Here is a 14,616-nt window from a genome sequence, read left to right as displayed (position 1 = left end):
GGCCCACGGAGCCCGGGGGCCGAGGGCCGCCGCCGGGGGCCGGGGGCCGTCAGCGGTGGGTCAGCAGGCCTCGTACGTAGGCCGCTTGGCCGACGTGCTGGAGGTCGTCGGCGATCACGCTGATCAGCCGCACCCCCAGGGTGACCGGGGGCTGCCACGACTCGTCGACGATCCTGGCGAGGGACCGGTTGTCGAGGCCGCGCACGTAGTCGACGGTCCGTGCGTGGACGGCCTCGTGGTAGCCCACGAGGAGGTCGGCGGTGGCGGTGACCTTGGCGACCTGCGCGGGCCGGTGCCCGTAACCGGTGGACGACGCGGCGAACGGCAGGGCGAACCGCCCCGCCCAGCCGTCGGCGGTCCACACCTGTTCCCGGTCGGCCGCGTCGGCGAGGTGGTCGTCCTGGATCCGGGTGAGGTGCCAGACCAGCCAGGCAATCGAGTTGGCCGAGTCCTGCACCCGGAACGACAGCTGCTCCGGGGTCAGGCCGTCGACCACGTCGGCGACGGTGTCCCGGATCCTGTCGAACGCGTCCACCAGAAGATCGGTACTGGTCACACCGGCCACAGCCGCCTCCCGGTCGAGTACCCCGCCCAGCCGGCGGCGCGGCGGATCACGCTCCGCCCCGACGATTGTGTCCCGCCCGCGGAGCCCCGGCCACCCGGGCCCGACGCGCCGTCGCCCGGGCAGCGCCTCCGGCGGCGGGCGGTGCCGTCCCCGTCCTCCACCGCGTCCGCAGCCCGGCGGTGTCGGTGCTGGCGCGGTCGCCCCGGCGACCCGATCATGGCCTGGCGTGGCCGGGACCGCCCCGGGCGGGCAAGGGCCGACCGGAGCACCACCCGGTGGCAGCGAGGAACCCCTCCCTCCCCGCACGTGCCGTTCCGCTCCGCCCCTGTCGACCCACACCAGAAGGGCCCCTCCATGGCCGTCTCCCGGGCACCCCTCGCCGACCGCCCCGGCTCGGCGCTCCGCCGCGCGGGCGTGGCCCTCGCGCTCGGCGCCGCCGTCGCACTGACCGGCCCGGGCGTCGCCCCGCACGCCTGGGCCGACGAGAGCCCGTTCCCGGTGCCGGTGACCGTCGGCCGCGCCCACCAGGTGATCACGGTCGAGGCGGACGGCACCCGCGCCACCGTGACCCTGTGGGACCGCCGGGACGGCGTCTGGCGGTCCCTCGTTTCCACGGCCGACGCGCGCATCGGCTCCGGCGGCCTGCACGACGGCCTCACCCGCGTCCAGGGGACGGGGACCACACCGACCGGTACCTACGGCATCACCCAGGCCTTCGGCCTCTCCCCGGACCCGGGCACGAGGATGCCGTACCACCACGTCACCGCGCACGACTGGTGGGTCCAGGACCCGTCCTCCGCCTACTACAACCGCATGCGCACCGACACCCAGGGCGGCTTCCACCTCACCGCGGACGGACCGCTCGGCAGCGAACACCTCGTCGACTACCCCGTCCAGTACGACGACGTGCTGGTCATCGACTTCAACACCTCCCCCGTGGTGAAGGGCCGGGGCGCGGGCATCTTCCTCCACGTCCTCGGCCCCCAGGCCGGCGCCACCGGCGGCTGCGTCGCCGTCCCCGCCGCCTTCATGGCCCGGACGATGCAGTGGATCGACCCCGCCGGCCACCCCGTCATCGCGATCGACCGGAAGCTGCCGGGCCGCCAGGAGGTACGCACCCCCGGCGCGTGATGGTCCGTGCCGGCGGCGGCTTGGCCGCCCGGGGCCCCGGGGCGGCCGGCCGGCTCGCGCAGCCGGTCGCGGTCCGCGTCGACGCCGAGGCCCGGGACCGTCCGAGAACGGGCGGGGCCGCGGGCGGAGGGAGCGGCAGGGGCGCCCCCTCCCGGGGCTTCCCGGCGCCTCGTCAGGCCCGCCCGGCCGCTTCGAGCAGGCGTGCCGGGAGGTAGGGGGACCGGACGCGGACGGCCCAGCCGCGGCTGCGGCGGGCGTGGCAGGCGAGGGCGAGGATGCCGAGGTTGAGCGCGGCGCCCGGCTCGGCAGCGCGGTCGGCGACGGAGTGGTGGTCGCGGTGGGCTTCCAGGGCGTCCAGCAGAGCCAGGTTGAAGCTGGTCTCGTCGCCCCGGAGCAGCTGCGAGAAGAGCACGACCGGGGGCGGCGGGAAGCCCTTGTCCCTCGTGCGCTCCACCTGCTCCAGGGCCCGTTCGGTGGCCGGGAGCGGGTCGGCGCCGCGCAGGTGGTCGTGCAGCGCGGTGCGGTACGGGGCGAACGGTGAGGGGTCCTCGGTGGCGATGGTGGGACCGGCCGCGACGAGCGGCTCGAGGTCTTCGGCACTGCCGGTGACCAGGGCGTAGGACAGGGCGGTCTCCCAGAGGGCCGGTCCGAAGGCCCTGTCCCGGCAGGCGGGGAGGCGGAGCGTCCGGCCGTCGACGGTCACCTCGGCCTCGGTGCCCGGCTCGGCGAGAGCGACCCGGAACGCGGCGGCGCCCAGCCGGGAGCCGAGCCGCAGGTTGCCGAGCAGGGCATCGGTGGCGTCGGCGGACGCCGAGGCGCGCGCCGCCAGCAGGTGGGTCTGGTAGCCCAGGGCGGCCGTGAGGTCCCACGCGTCCAGCGGCTCGCCCTCCTTCGGCGTGAGGACCTCCCGGGTGCGCCGCTCGAACCACGCCTCGTCGTCCGGGGTGGGCGGGCGCAGCGGGCCCGGCCGCTCGACGTCGACGGGCCCGGCGGCGAGCCGGGCCACGGCATCGGGGCGCGGGTCGCGGCCCAGGGCGCGGACCCGCGGGCCGGGGGTCTCGAAGCCGGTGACCAGGGCGCGGGGCAGGTAGTCGGTGTCGACCGCCGCGGTCCAGCCGTGGGTGCGGTACGCGAGGGCCGCGAGGGCGATCGGGACGAGCGGCAGGAGGCTGCGGGGGCCGGTGCCGTGCGGGCCCTCCTGGAGAAGCGCGAGCAGAGCGGCGTCGAAGGCCTCGCGGTCCCCGACGGTGAGGGCGCGCAGCGCGCGCAGCCCGGGCTGCGGTTCGGCTCCAGCGTCGGCGCCCGGGAGCTCGGCCTCCTCGAAGAAGTGGGCCGCGAAGCCGTCGACGAGCTCGAGGGTGGGCGTGACCGGCTCGTCGGGCATCAACTGCCGGGCCCAGCAGAAGGCCTCGCCATGGGCGGACACCGTGTCGGCGACGATCGCCAGGCAGAAGGCGTCGAGCCATTCGCGGGCGGTGACCAGGTGGTGGGGATCGCGGTCCTGTCCGTCCTCGCGGGCGTAGCTCATCCCGAAGTTCGGGTAGTCGAGGAAGACGTGGAAGCCGTCGTGCGGGTAGTAGGCGGCGAAGGAGACGGCGCCGACGGCGGCCTCGGCGGCGTCCTTGAGGACGGCCCTGGCCTCGGCGCAGCCCAAGTCGGGCCGGGTGGTGGAGAGGGCTCCGAGGTAGTCGAGGAAGGAGTCGGCGATCAGCTGCCACTCGGTGGTGGTCATCAGGCCGGCGCGGGAGTAGGAGTGGACCTGCCTCCCGATCCGGTCCACGAAGTCCTCGCGGGCGCGTGCCACCCGCTCCTCGTCCACCTGGTGACGTTCGATCCGCACGGCCCCTGCCCCCTTGATCATCGGTGTCGGCCCAGCCTAGGCAGTGGGTCGGACATCGCGGTCGGCAGGGTCACGGCGCAGCGCCCCGGCTCGGAGGCACGGAGGCGCAGAGGCACGGAGGCATGGAGGCACCGCCGCGGGTCGTCGTCTCCCCCGCGCGGTGTTCGTTCCGGTGGGCGCGGCGCCGTCGGCCTCAACGCGGCTCGTACGGGCTGCCGATCCGCAGCAGGTTGCCGCTGCGGTCGACCAGCGCGAACTCCCGCATCCGGTGGGCGGTGTCGACGGGCGGCGTCAGCCGGCTGCCGGTGGCTCGGTCGGTGGGCACGCCGAGACGCGCCCAGTCGCGGTGCAGCGCGTCCGCGTCCCGGACCCGCAGGTAGCAGCTGCCGGCCGTGGCCAAAGGGTCCACCCCGGGGTCGTGGCGGAAGTGCAGTTCGACCGTGCCCCGGACGACGATCAGGTAGCCGTCCGCACCCTCCCAGCGCCCGCGCGGCTCGAACCCCAGGCGGGAGTAGAACGCCGAGGTCTCGTCCAGGTCCCGGCTCGGCAGGATCGGTACCGCGTACTCGTCGCATTCGTCACCCTCGTCCATGGCGCCACCGTAGGGCATCCCACTGACACGGCTCGTCGTCGTCCCGTGGTGCGTGATGCGTGGACCGGGCCGGCCCGGCCGGGGGCCCGCCGGTTGCCGCGGTCCGGCGCACGGCCCAGATTGGCAGGGACAACGGCTGACAGCGGCTGCCCGGTCCCGCTCCCTCACGGCGGGCGCTCCGCGGGTCGACCGGCAGGACGGCGCGGGAGAGGTGCGGAGATGAGCCGGGTGGAGGAGTCGATCGACGTGGACGCGCCCGTCCGCGTGGTCTACGACCAGTGGGCGACCTTCGAGGACTTCCCGAAGTTCATGGACGGCGTGGAGGAGGTCACGCAACTGGACGAGCGCCACGCCCACTGGCGCACCAGGATCGCCGGCCTCTCCCGGGAGTTCGAAACGGAGGTCGTCGACCGGGTCCCCGATGAGCGGGTCGCCTGGCGCACCACCGGCCGAAGCGTCAAGCACACCGGCACGGTCGAGTTCGAGCCGCTCGGCGCGACCCGGACCCGGGTGCGGATGACCATGGACTTCCAGCCCACCGGCCTCGCCGAGAAGGCCGCCGACAGGCTGGGCGTCCTCGGCATCCAGGTCCGCGGCGACCTTCGCCGCTTCAAGCGGTTCATCGAGGCCCCCGCCACCGGGACCGGCCCCGGGTCGGCACCGGAGGCCGGCTGACGGCAGCGGGAGCGCGTAGCAGCGGGAGCGGCGGCGCGTAGCAGCGGGAGCGGCGGCGCGTGGCAGCGGGAGCCGGAGCGCACGGCAGTGGCCTGCAAGCGGCTCGGACGCGCGCGGTGCTGCCGTCACGGCCGAGCAGACCTGGGCCGAGCAGACCCGGGCCGCCGAACTCCCGTACCCCCATACGGGTGAACGGTTCCGCGTCGAGGAGCCTCGGCGGCGGTGGAGTCCGTTGAGCAGCTGGACACATCACGCCCTCCAGGAAGGACTGCCATGCTCGGCCGTACTCGGCTCGCCGCCACCGTGGTCGCCGCAACCGCACTGATCGCCCCGCCGGCGCTCGCCCAGGCGGCGGTGCGGCACGCCGTGGGCCTGGGCAACGGCGACGCCGGCAGGGCCGTCACCGTCAGGTCGGGCGACACGGTCCGGGTCAGCCTCAAGGCCGTACCGGGTGACGGGATGAACTGGGTGTGGGACGAACCCACGACCTCCGACGGCCAGGTGCTGTCGCGGTCCTCGGTCCGCACCGTGGCCCATGGGGACGCCGAAGCCACCTTCGACGCCCAAGCCGCCGGGCGCGCCGCCGTCACCGCGCACCGCCGCTGCGTCGTCACCGCTCCGGGGCACGTCTGCCCCCGTGCCGTCGCCCTCTGGAAGGTCACCCTCGACGTCCGCTGACGGTCTGGCTCCCCGGTCGGCGCCCGGGAGCCGGGGGTTCGCAGCGGCCCCGACCGTGCCTCCCACCTGCGCGGGCTCGTTGACGGGGCATGCGAACGATCACGGCAGCCGAACACACCCGGCGCGCTCTGCTCACCACGGCGGCCGGGACGGCCACCGGCCTCGCGCTGGCGGCCACCGGGCCGGCGCGGGCGGCGCCGCCGTCCGGCGGGCGGCCGGGGCGGCGGGTCGCCGTGCTCGGCGGCGGAGTCGCCGGCCTGAGCGCGGCACAGGAACTGGCCGAGCGCGGCTACCGGGTGACGGTGTACGAGCGCAACGACGTGCTGGGCGGCAAGGCGCGCAGCATGGACGTGCCCGGCACCGCCCGGGGCGGCCGGCGGCCGCTGCCCGGCGAACACGGCTTCCGCTTCTTCCCCGGCTTCTACCGCAACCTGCCCGACACCCTGCGCCGGATCCCCTCGTCCCCGGGGGACGCCGGCCGCACCGTCCACGACAACCTGGTGGACGCCACCGAGGAACTGTTCCCCCGCGCCGCAGGGCGCCCGGCGCTGCGGCTGCCGTTCCGTACCGTGACCACGCCGCCGCTGCTCGGCGAGCTACTGCCCGACGCGCTGCTCCAGACGCTGACGGGTCTGCTGGACACCGCGCTGCACCTGCCGGCCACCGAGGTCGCGTACTTCGCCAACCGGATGCTGGTCCACTTCACCAGCTGCGAGCTGCGCCGCTACGAGCAGTGGGAGCGCGTCCCGTGGTGGCGGTTCATCCGGGCCGGCGAGATGTCCTACGACTACCAGCGGCTGCTGGGCGTCGGCATCACCCGCAACGTCGTCGCGACCAGGGCGGAGGAGGCCAGCACCCGCACCGTCGCCCGGGTCCTCCAGGCGTTCGTCTACAACGTCCTGGGCCGGGGCGCCGACGGCGAGCCGGACCGCGTCCTCAACGCCCCGACCAGCGAGGCCTGGATCGGCCCCTGGGAGGCCCATCTGCGCTCCCTCGGCGTCCGGTTCGAACTCGGCCCCGAAGTGGAGGAGTTGCTGTACCAGGGCGGTCGGATCTCCGGCGTGCGGCTGCGGAACGCGGACACCCCCGTCCTCGCCGACCACTATGTCAGCGCCCTGCCGGTCGAACACGCCCGTGCCACCTGGGGGCCCGGGCTGCGCGCCGCCGACCCGCAGCTCGCGCGCTGCGACCGGCTCCGGACCGACTGGATGGTCGGCGTGCAGTTCTACCTGCGCCGCCGCACCCCGATCGTGCACGGCCACGTCGACCTGGTCGACTCCCCCTGGGCCGTCACCTGCATCGGCCAGGCCCAGTTCTGGCCCGGCCGGGACTTCCGGCGGGACTACGGCGACGGGCAGGTCGCCGACTGCCTCTCGGCGATCGTCTCGCAGTGGGACACCCCGGGCATCGTCTACGGCAAGCCCGCGCTCAAGTGCTCCCGCGAGGAGATGGTGCGCGAGACCTGGGCCCAGCTCAAGGACTCCCTCAACAGCGGCGGCCGGCGCGTCCTGGACGACGCGGACCTGGTGACCTGGTTCGTCGACCCGGCCGTCACCGGCCTCGGCGGCCCGGAACCGGCCAACCGCGAACAGCTGCTCGTCCACCCGTCGGGCACGCTGTACAACCGCCCGTCCGCCACGACCGCCGTGCCCAACCTCTTCCTGGCCGGCGACTACGTCGCCACCGACATCGACCTGGCCACCATGGAGGGCGCCAACGAATCCGCCCGCCGGGCGGTCAACGCCCTGCTCGACGCCGACGGTTCACCGGCCCCGCGCTGCACGGTGTGGCCGCTCTACCAGCCGCCCGAGCTGGCCGCCCTCCAACAGCAGGACGAGGCCCGCTACCGCCGGGGCCTGCCGAACGCGTTCGACGCGGGCTGACAGGCGCGGCGACCGGAGGGTCGCCGTCGACCCGCGCGGTCGACCACCTCCCCTCCCGCGGCGCCCGCGCGCCGGTTCCGGCCGCGCGTCGGGCGCCGGCGGGCTGAAATGCCCTCGCCCCTGGGCTCAGGTGCGCCACGGCGACCCGCGCCGGACGCCGCCCGCACGTCGCCGGGGTCCTTTCCCGGTCGTGGGTGCGGGATTGCCCTTCGCGAAGACGGGGGAACCCGTACCGAGGGAGGGCGAGATGGCGGTGTACAGCTGGGGAAGGACCGCGTGCGAGCAGTGCGGGCATTCCCGCCAGGGGCACGAGTCCTACCGGGGGCGCTGCGCCGTCGGGTGTCCGTGCGAGGGGTTCCGGCCGGAGGAGCAGTCGGTGGAGCGGGGGTCGGAGCCGTGCCTGTGGTGCAAGCACGCGCGGCACCTCCACCTGGACCGGGCGTGCGAGGAGTGCGGCTGCGGGGAGCCGGACGAGCCTCCTGTCTGGGAGCGCACCTACTACTGACGGCTGAGCCACGGCCGCAGCCGCTGCCGGTGACGCCGGCAGGGGCGCACGTCGGGCAGGCGGTGGTCGTCGACGGGCGGCTCCGGTCCCGGTGCTGCGGCGCACTCGGGAGGGTACGCGGCGCCCGCGGGGAATCTGACTGGTCGGAACCTCAGGGGCCCGGGGCGGCCGGCCGCGGGGGCCGGCCGCCCGGAGCGCGCCCGGGGAGCCTAGCGGACGGGCAGGGAGACGTCCGCCGGGCCGAAGGTCACGGCGCTGCCCGGGGGCGTCTCGGCGCCGTACAGGTCGTCCCGCGTGCCGAGCACGAGCGCGAGGCGGTGGCCGGCCGGGAGGTCGTACGCGGTCGGGAAGAGGGTGACGTCGAGCGGGAAGGGCTGCCCGGCGGGGCGTCCGGTCCAGCTCTGCGGGGCGTGCGTGACCAGGCGGCCGACGCCGAGCGCGTCCACGTCGTAGAGGTAGGCGATGGCCGTACCCTGCGGCGCGGAGCTGGTGACGGTGGTGTGCACCCGGGCCGCGCCGCGTACCCGCAGTCCCTGCCCGTACGGCTCCGACTGGCGGACGGCGGCTGCCGAGCGGTCGAGGAGCGGCACGGCGACGGTCGGCGGCTGGTGCAGCCACTGGTCGACCATGCCGGAGAGCAGGACGGTGCCGCCGCTCGCACCGGAGGTCTCGCCGCCGCGCACGGTGGCGGTGCCGCCGAACGCCGGTTGCTCGGTGCGGGAGCTGACGGAGCGCCAGTCCGGGTACGCTTCGTGGGCGCCGGTCGGGCGGACCTCCAGGTCGACGCCCGGGGGCAGGCCCGCGCCCGCCGTGCCCATCAGGTGCTGGTCGAGCCAGCCGCGGGCGTTGTCCCAGGTGGCGTCGGAGAAGCCGAGCAGGCCGGTGAACTCCTGGCTCGCGTGGTCGCCCGGGCGCAGTTCGAGGCGCTTGGGGACGGTCAGCCGCTGGTAGAAATCGGTCATCTGGCCGGGGTTGAAGAAGCTGTCGCTCCAGCCGTTGGCGAGGTAGATCGCGGCGCCGTTGGCGTTGATCCGGTCCAGGTAGCCGGCCGGGGAGCGGACGTCCGCCCACGCGATGACGTCGGGCAGGTCGCGGTCGGCGAACAGGTCGTCCAGGACTTCCGCGAACTCCGGACTCTTGCGGCCGGTCAGGCGCTCGATGTCGGCCAGCCTGGTGGCGGCGGCGGTGTGCCGGGTCCGGCCGCTGTACAGCGCGTCGGTCAGGTCGGCCCAGCCGCTCAGCGAGGCGACGGCCTTGATCCGCGGGTCGAACGCGGCGCCGAGGAGGGTGAGCCCGCCGCCGAGTGACAGCCCGATCATGCCGACCCGGTCGGGGTCGGCGGCGGTGTGGGCGAGCGCCCAGTCGATCACCGTCGAGATGTCGGCGACGTCCTTGGGCCCGGCGACGTCCACCTGCCCGCCCGACCCCCAGAACCCGCGCACCGTGTACGTCACGACGACGTACCCGGCCGCGGCGAACCTGTGCCCCTGGGCGACGTACTCCAGGTCGTTCTGCCCCCAGCTCGCCGGCTGCACCACGACCGGGTACCGGCCCCGGGCGTCCGCCCCCGGCGTCCCGGCGGGCGGGGTGAAGACGTCGGCCTTCAGCACCACCCCGTCCGAGGCGGTGATGCTCGCCAGCCGGAACCCGCCGAGCGCCGACGCCGCGGTCGACACCGCGGGAGCCGCAACGGCGGGCCGGGCGGCGGCGCCTGCGCCGAGGGCCAGTGCCGCGGCCAGCGCGACGCTCACCGCCCGCTGTCCACCGCTGCGGCGGGGTCGTGCCATCACACTGCTCTCCCTACTGCTCATACGATCCGATCGCAGGGAGCCTAGCGATCTGACGCTGCATCAGAGGAGCTGATGATCAGCCAAACTACTGGCTGGTAACCTACCGCTTCGGGAACGACCTCGGCAGGCGCCCCACCTCGTCGACCCGACGGCCGCAGGACCCGACCCCGGGCGGCGGCGGTCGAACGGCGACCGAACGACAGTCGGAACCGGCCGCCCGCCCGGCGGTGACGGGCGGGACCAGGGGGCCGCGCCGCGCCCCGGCTGTTCACGAGCGGCTCAGCGACACCACGAGGCCGGCCCGGTCCGGGCGGCTCGGCGACGGTCCGGCGGCGACCCGCCCGGGTCGCCGCCGAGCTGGGACTCTCCGCTCCGAAGGGCGGGCCTGACCGGGAACGAGCCCGGGCGGGCCACCGCCCGCAGACGGCCCCGATGGACCGGCCAAAAATGACCTGCCCCCGTCAAGGGCTCCCGGGGCACCATGGTCGTGAGCGAACCGCCGTGCCTCAGGGCTCCGCCGCACCAGCGCGCGGGGCCGCTCCCGGTCGCCCCGCCGACGGGGCCGGGGGGCACGGCGGACGCCACGTCAGCGTGCGCGGACGAGCGACGACTCCCAGGGGGACGGACCGGTCCGGCGGCGGTCGATCGACCACGCCACGGCCGTCTCCTCCGGCACGCCCGGCCGCGCTCCGGCACTCCCATCCGTCGTGCACCGCCTGCCCAGAAAGGGAGCAAGCAGCGCTATGACCGCCACCACCGACAGCGGAATGCGGGACCGGGTCGCCGCACTGATGAACGGTTTGGGCGACCATCCGGTCTACGGCAACGAGTACTTCCGGATCCTGCGCGACGACCCGTGGACCGGGCCGGTCTACGACGTCCACCGTGCCAACTTCTTCCACCGGACGGAGGGCACCGTCAAGGGCATCGCCTACGTCTGCGCCCAGGCGGCCGCCCACGACGACCGCGACACGCTCGTGCTGTTCTCGCACATCCTCAACGAGGAGACCGGCGACGGCCGGGCCGAGCACTGCCACGAGGTGCTCATGGAACAGGCCCACAACCACTACGGCGAGGTCGAGTTCGGCCTGCCGGCGCTGACCGTGCGGGAGTCACGCGACAGCGAGCTGCTGATCCCGGAGACGGTCGAGTACCGCGACCGCACCCTGGAGCTGCTGACCGCCAACTACCACCGCATGCTGGGCGTCGCGATGGCCCTGGAGTCGCACGCCGACCCGATGCTGAGGACCTGCCGCACGGCCTTCCGCAACGCCCGGAAGAACCTGCCCGAGAAGGCGTTCGTGAACACCGTCGAGGTCTACTTCAACGTCCACGTCGGGGACGAGGGCGTCGAGGAGCGCCACGCGGCGGACGCGCGGCAGTGCGTGCTGAACAACTGCCGCACCGACGCCGACCTCGCCGAGGTCGCGCTCGGCGCCGAGCGGACCCTGGACGTCCAGCTGACCATGTGGAGCGCGATGGCCAAGGCCGTGGGGGCACGGTGACGGCCGGAGCCGGAGAGGTGGACCCGGTCATCGTGCAGAAGAACCGCGGCATCGCGGACGCCGTCCTGAACCTGCCGGACTCCGTCACCCACGGGACGGCGGCGCGGCTCGCCGAGCTCAACCGCCACCGGCCCGCCGGGCAGCAGGTCATCGACCTCAGCATCGGGGCGCTGGACACCCCGGCCGACACCCGGATCGACGACGGACTGGTGAGGTTCGTCCGGGACAGCCCGGACCTGGCCCACTCCTTCGCGCCGGTCCGCGGGTTCTCCTTCCTCCGGGAGTCGATCGCCGCGCGGGCGCGGAGGCTGTACGGCGTCGACTACGACCCGGAGTCCGAGATCCTGGTCACCCCCGGCGGCGTCAAGGGCGCCATCTCGGTGGTCTTCCACGCCCTGCTGAACCCCGGCGACGAGGTCGTCATCCCGGTGCCGAACTGGCCGCACTACGCCGACATGGTGCGCCTGCACGGGGCCGTTCCGCGCACCGTGCCGGCCGACGCGGCCAGCGGGCTGACCGCGTCGGCCCTGACGGGGGCGCTCGGCCCGGACACCAAGATCGTCATCCTGGGCGACTGCATCAACCCCACCGGCAAGGTCTACTCAACCGCGGAACTGACCGCGTTGGCCGAGGTCCTGGCCAGGCACAACACCCGGCGGGAAGCGGAGGGCCGGAGCCCCGTGCACGTCCTCTTCGACACCCCGTACGAGGCCCACGTCCTCGGCCCCCGCGCGGCGACCTTCGCCGCGATCGAGCCCCGACTGCCCGACGGCACGCCCGTACCGGTGCGGCCGTGGACCCTGCACGTCACCGGGCCGGGCAAGACCTACGGCATGCACGGCGACCGCATCGGCTACCTCCACGGCCCGCCGGACCTGGTCGACGCCGCCGCCCGCGCCCAGGTCAACCTCACCTCCTTCGCCTCCACCTACGGCCAGTTCGCCACCCACGTCGCCCTGAGCCCGGACCTGGACGACGTGCCGGTCGCCCGGGCACGCGAGGCCCGCGCCAACCTGGAGTCCGTGCTGGCGGAGCTCCGGACCGTCCCGTCCCTGCACATCGACCTCCCCCAGGGCGGCTACTTCCTGTTCGCCGACTTCTCGGCGCACGCGGAGGCGTACCGGAAACAGGGTCACGCCACCGCCGAGCAGTTCCTGCTGGCCGAGGCCGGGGTCGCGACCCTCAGCGGCACCCACTTCACGGACGGGCACCCGCTCGACCACCACGTGCGGATCAACTGCGGCCGCTCGGGCCCCGTCCTGAGCGAGGCCGCCCGGCGGATCCGCGCCGCCGTGGGGCGGCTGAGCCCCTGATCCGGGGGTAGGACCGTCCCGACCTGCGCGCACCACCCGCTTGACGCACCACCTGCCTCACGCACCACCTGCTCTACGCACCACCTGATCCATGTACGACCCGATCCACGTACGACCCGACGAGCGCCGGGAGGCGACCCACCGTGGACACCAGCGGCCACCACGTCCCGCGCCTCCCGCGCCGTCGGCCGGTACGCGACCCGCAGCACGACCCGAAACACACCGCCGGCCCCGCCGACGCCGCCGGCCCCCGGCCGCCCGCCCTCGGCTACCTGCCGCTGGCCGAGCGGCCGTTCCTCCGCCTCACCCAACTCGTCGTCGGCCTCGCCCTGTTCGGGTTCAGCCTGGCCCTGATGGTGCGCACCTCCCTGGGCGTCAACCCGTGGAGCGTGCTGTACGAAGGGCTGCACTACCACACGCCGTTGAGCTTCGGCATGATCAGCGCGGTGCTCGGCGTCCTGGTCCTGCTGCTGTGGATCCCGCTGCGGCAGAAGCCCGCCCTCGGCACCGTCGCGAACATCGCCGTGGTCGGCGCCTCCTCCGACCTCGGCCTCGCGCTCGTCCCCGAGCACCTCGGCCTGCCGGTCCGGATCGCCCTGGTCGCCGTCTGCATCGTGCTCAACGGCCTGTCCATCGCGGTCTACGTCGGCGCCCGTCTCGGCCCCGGCCCCCGGGACGGCCTGATGACCGGACTGGCGGACGTGACGGGTCGGTCGATCCGCCTGGTCCGCACCCTGCTCGAGCTCACCGTGCTCGGCATCGGCTGGCTCCTCGACGGCAGCGTCGGCATCGGCACCGTCCTGTACGCCCTCCTGGTCGGCCCGGTCACCCAGTACTTCCTGCCCCGGTTCAGCTACCGCCCGGACACCGCCGCGCCGGCCCGGCCACGGGCCGCGGCCGCGACCGGTACGGAGCGCCACCCCCGGCGACTGCGGCTGCGGCCCACTCCGCCGGACTCGGGCTGCTGAGGGGGCCTCGCCGCAAGGGCGTCGACCGCCGCCCGCCTTCCCGGCCACGGTACGGGCGGCGGCGCTCACCCGGCATGGACGGGCTCAGGAGCCGACCTTCTCCGGATGCCGGCCGGCGACGCTCAGCTTGCAGGCGCCGTTCCGACAGGAGCGCTGCAGCCGGCCCCGCGAGACGGTCTGCATCAGGCCGATGGCCCAGCAGGTCGGGCAGCCGCGCATGGCGACCAGTCCGACCGGCAGGAGGACCAGGCTGATCGGCCCGATCACCGGCACGAGGGCGACCGAGCCGATCAGCGAGCCGAAGCCCACCACGCCGCGCACGATGTGCTCGGGCAGGGACCTGCTCGAGAAGTCGGTTCCGTCAGACGTCGTGCCGGGCTTCGATCCGGTCATCATTCCCCCCAGGAGTCGGCTCCGGGCCGGTGAGCAGGGCCAGTTGGACCGTCCGCCGGGCCCGGTGCAGACGGGACTTCATCGCCGCGGTGGTGAGGCCGAGGGCGTCGGCGACCATCCGGCCGCTGAGGCCCTGGATGTCGCGCATGATCAGCACGCGGCGCTGGTCGGGCGGCAGGGCGGCGACCGCGGCCGCCACCCTGCCGGCTTCCAGGCGTTGCAGGACCTCGTCCTCGGCCGAGGCGACGGCGGTGTCGCCCGGCAGCGGCACCGGGTTGGTCCGCAGCGCCGCCCGGGCCCGGCGCAGGCACTCGTTGCGGACGATCCGGAACATCCACGAGGAAAGCGCGGCCGTGGCCCGCAGCGTCCCGATCCTGCGGTACAGGATGATCAGGGCTTCCTGCGCCGCGTCCTCCGCGTCCTCCGGTGTGGCACAGAGGGAGCGGGCGAAGCGCTGCACGTTCGGGTGGGAGCCCGACACCAGCGCGGCGATCGAGTCGACGTGTCCGCTCTGCGCGGCGAGCACCAACTGCTCACCTGGCCAGGTGTACTTCGCCACGGCGCCCTCAGCCCCGCCCGGCGCGCTTGCGCCTCATGACGACCATGCAGGTGCAGAGCAGCACCAGGACGACGGCGATGCCGATTCCGATGATCACGAGTTCCTCCATCATGTCTGCGTCCCGACGTCTGTCGGTACGCCCATAGGAGGCGCGCACGGGCAGGAAGGATTCGGCCCGCACCGAAGAAGTTTCCGACAGGCAGCCCCGTGGTCCACGAC

General features: G+C 74.5%; 14 protein-coding genes. 8 read left to right on the top strand and 6 right to left on the bottom strand.

Annotation, left to right across the window (positions count from 1 at the left end):
• Window positions 1–49: 49 nt before the first annotated feature.
• Window positions 50–556 carry a mycothiol transferase gene (locus ABT247_RS14705; RefSeq protein WP_350742654.1) on the bottom strand — a complete coding sequence of 169 codons (507 nt, stop codon included), beginning with the start codon at window positions 554–556 and terminating at the stop codon, window positions 50–52.
• Window positions 557–919: 363 nt separating this feature from the next.
• Between ABT247_RS14705 and ABT247_RS14700 the strand changes: the two genes are divergently transcribed.
• The gene (locus tag ABT247_RS14700; RefSeq protein WP_350742652.1) at window positions 920–1,696 is read left to right on the top strand and encodes a L,D-transpeptidase family protein; all 777 of its coding nucleotides are present in this window, start codon (window positions 920–922) and stop codon (window positions 1,694–1,696) included.
• Window positions 1,697–1,868: 172 nt separating this feature from the next.
• On the opposite strand, the gene ABT247_RS14695 is transcribed toward ABT247_RS14700, so the two are convergent.
• Window positions 1,869–3,536: an immunity 49 family protein gene (locus ABT247_RS14695; RefSeq protein WP_350742650.1), complete on the bottom strand. Its 1,668-nt coding sequence runs from the start codon at window positions 3,534–3,536 to the stop codon at window positions 1,869–1,871.
• A 193-nt stretch (window positions 3,537–3,729) separates the two neighbouring features.
• Window positions 3,730–4,128, bottom strand: a complete 399-nt coding sequence (locus ABT247_RS14690) for a bleomycin resistance protein (protein ID WP_350742648.1) — start codon at window positions 4,126–4,128, stop codon at window positions 3,730–3,732.
• A gap of 219 nt (window positions 4,129–4,347) precedes the next feature.
• Between ABT247_RS14690 and ABT247_RS14685 the strand changes: the two genes are divergently transcribed.
• The 4 genes from ABT247_RS14685 (at window position 4,348) to ABT247_RS14670 (ending at window position 7,869) form a co-directional block, all read left to right on the top strand.
• Window positions 4,348–4,803: an SRPBCC family protein gene (locus ABT247_RS14685; protein ID WP_350742645.1), complete on the top strand. Its 456-nt coding sequence runs from the start codon at window positions 4,348–4,350 to the stop codon at window positions 4,801–4,803.
• A gap of 273 nt (window positions 4,804–5,076) precedes the next feature.
• A complete protein-coding gene (locus tag ABT247_RS14680) occupies window positions 5,077–5,481 on the top strand; it encodes a hypothetical protein (RefSeq protein ID WP_350742643.1) in 405 nt (134 codons plus the stop codon).
• A gap of 89 nt (window positions 5,482–5,570) precedes the next feature.
• Window positions 5,571–7,364, top strand: coding sequence for a hydroxysqualene dehydroxylase (locus ABT247_RS14675; protein ID WP_350742641.1), 1,794 nt, complete (start codon window positions 5,571–5,573; stop codon window positions 7,362–7,364).
• Window positions 7,365–7,740: 376 nt separating this feature from the next.
• Window positions 7,741–7,869, top strand: a complete 129-nt coding sequence (locus ABT247_RS14670) for a hypothetical protein (RefSeq protein ID WP_350742639.1) — start codon at window positions 7,741–7,743, stop codon at window positions 7,867–7,869.
• A 209-nt stretch (window positions 7,870–8,078) separates the two neighbouring features.
• On the opposite strand, the gene ABT247_RS14665 is transcribed toward ABT247_RS14670, so the two are convergent.
• Window positions 8,079–9,656, bottom strand: a complete 1,578-nt coding sequence (locus ABT247_RS14665) for a CocE/NonD family hydrolase (protein WP_350742637.1) — start codon at window positions 9,654–9,656, stop codon at window positions 8,079–8,081.
• Between the two features lie 746 nt (window positions 9,657–10,402).
• Here ABT247_RS14665 and ABT247_RS14660 point away from each other — a divergent pair.
• The 3 genes from ABT247_RS14660 to yczE all read left to right on the top strand — a co-directional run bounded on the left by ABT247_RS14660 (window position 10,403) and on the right by yczE (window position 13,445).
• Complete coding sequence (locus tag ABT247_RS14660) at window positions 10,403–11,164, top strand: iron-containing redox enzyme family protein (protein ID WP_350742635.1); 762 nt, start codon at window positions 10,403–10,405, stop codon at window positions 11,162–11,164.
• 17 nt (window positions 11,165–11,181) lie between these two features.
• Complete coding sequence (locus ABT247_RS14655; protein WP_350742633.1) at window positions 11,182–12,477, top strand: pyridoxal phosphate-dependent aminotransferase; 1,296 nt, start codon at window positions 11,182–11,184, stop codon at window positions 12,475–12,477.
• 272 nt (window positions 12,478–12,749) lie between these two features.
• A complete protein-coding gene (gene yczE, locus ABT247_RS14650) occupies window positions 12,750–13,445 on the top strand; it encodes a membrane protein YczE (protein WP_502892449.1) in 696 nt (231 codons plus the stop codon).
• A gap of 84 nt (window positions 13,446–13,529) precedes the next feature.
• On the opposite strand, the gene ABT247_RS14645 is transcribed toward yczE, so the two are convergent.
• Together ABT247_RS14645 and ABT247_RS14640 are read right to left on the bottom strand one after the other, a co-directional pair.
• Window positions 13,530–13,838 carry a hypothetical protein gene (locus tag ABT247_RS14645; RefSeq protein ID WP_350742629.1) on the bottom strand — a complete coding sequence of 103 codons (309 nt, stop codon included), beginning with the start codon at window positions 13,836–13,838 and terminating at the stop codon, window positions 13,530–13,532.
• Window positions 13,807–14,397, bottom strand: a complete 591-nt coding sequence (locus ABT247_RS14640; RefSeq protein ID WP_350742627.1) for an RNA polymerase sigma factor — start codon at window positions 14,395–14,397, stop codon at window positions 13,807–13,809. The genes ABT247_RS14645 and ABT247_RS14640 overlap by 32 nt, the downstream gene beginning before the upstream one ends.
• Window positions 14,398–14,616 lie beyond the last annotated feature (219 nt).

Origin of the sequence: Kitasatospora sp. NPDC001539 (genome assembly GCF_040298565.1) — a bacterium.
Taxonomy (GTDB): Bacteria; Actinomycetota; Actinomycetes; order Streptomycetales; family Streptomycetaceae; genus Kitasatospora.
Note: the sequence above shows the minus strand (reverse complement) of the source record. Positions and strands in the feature narration are given on the sequence as shown.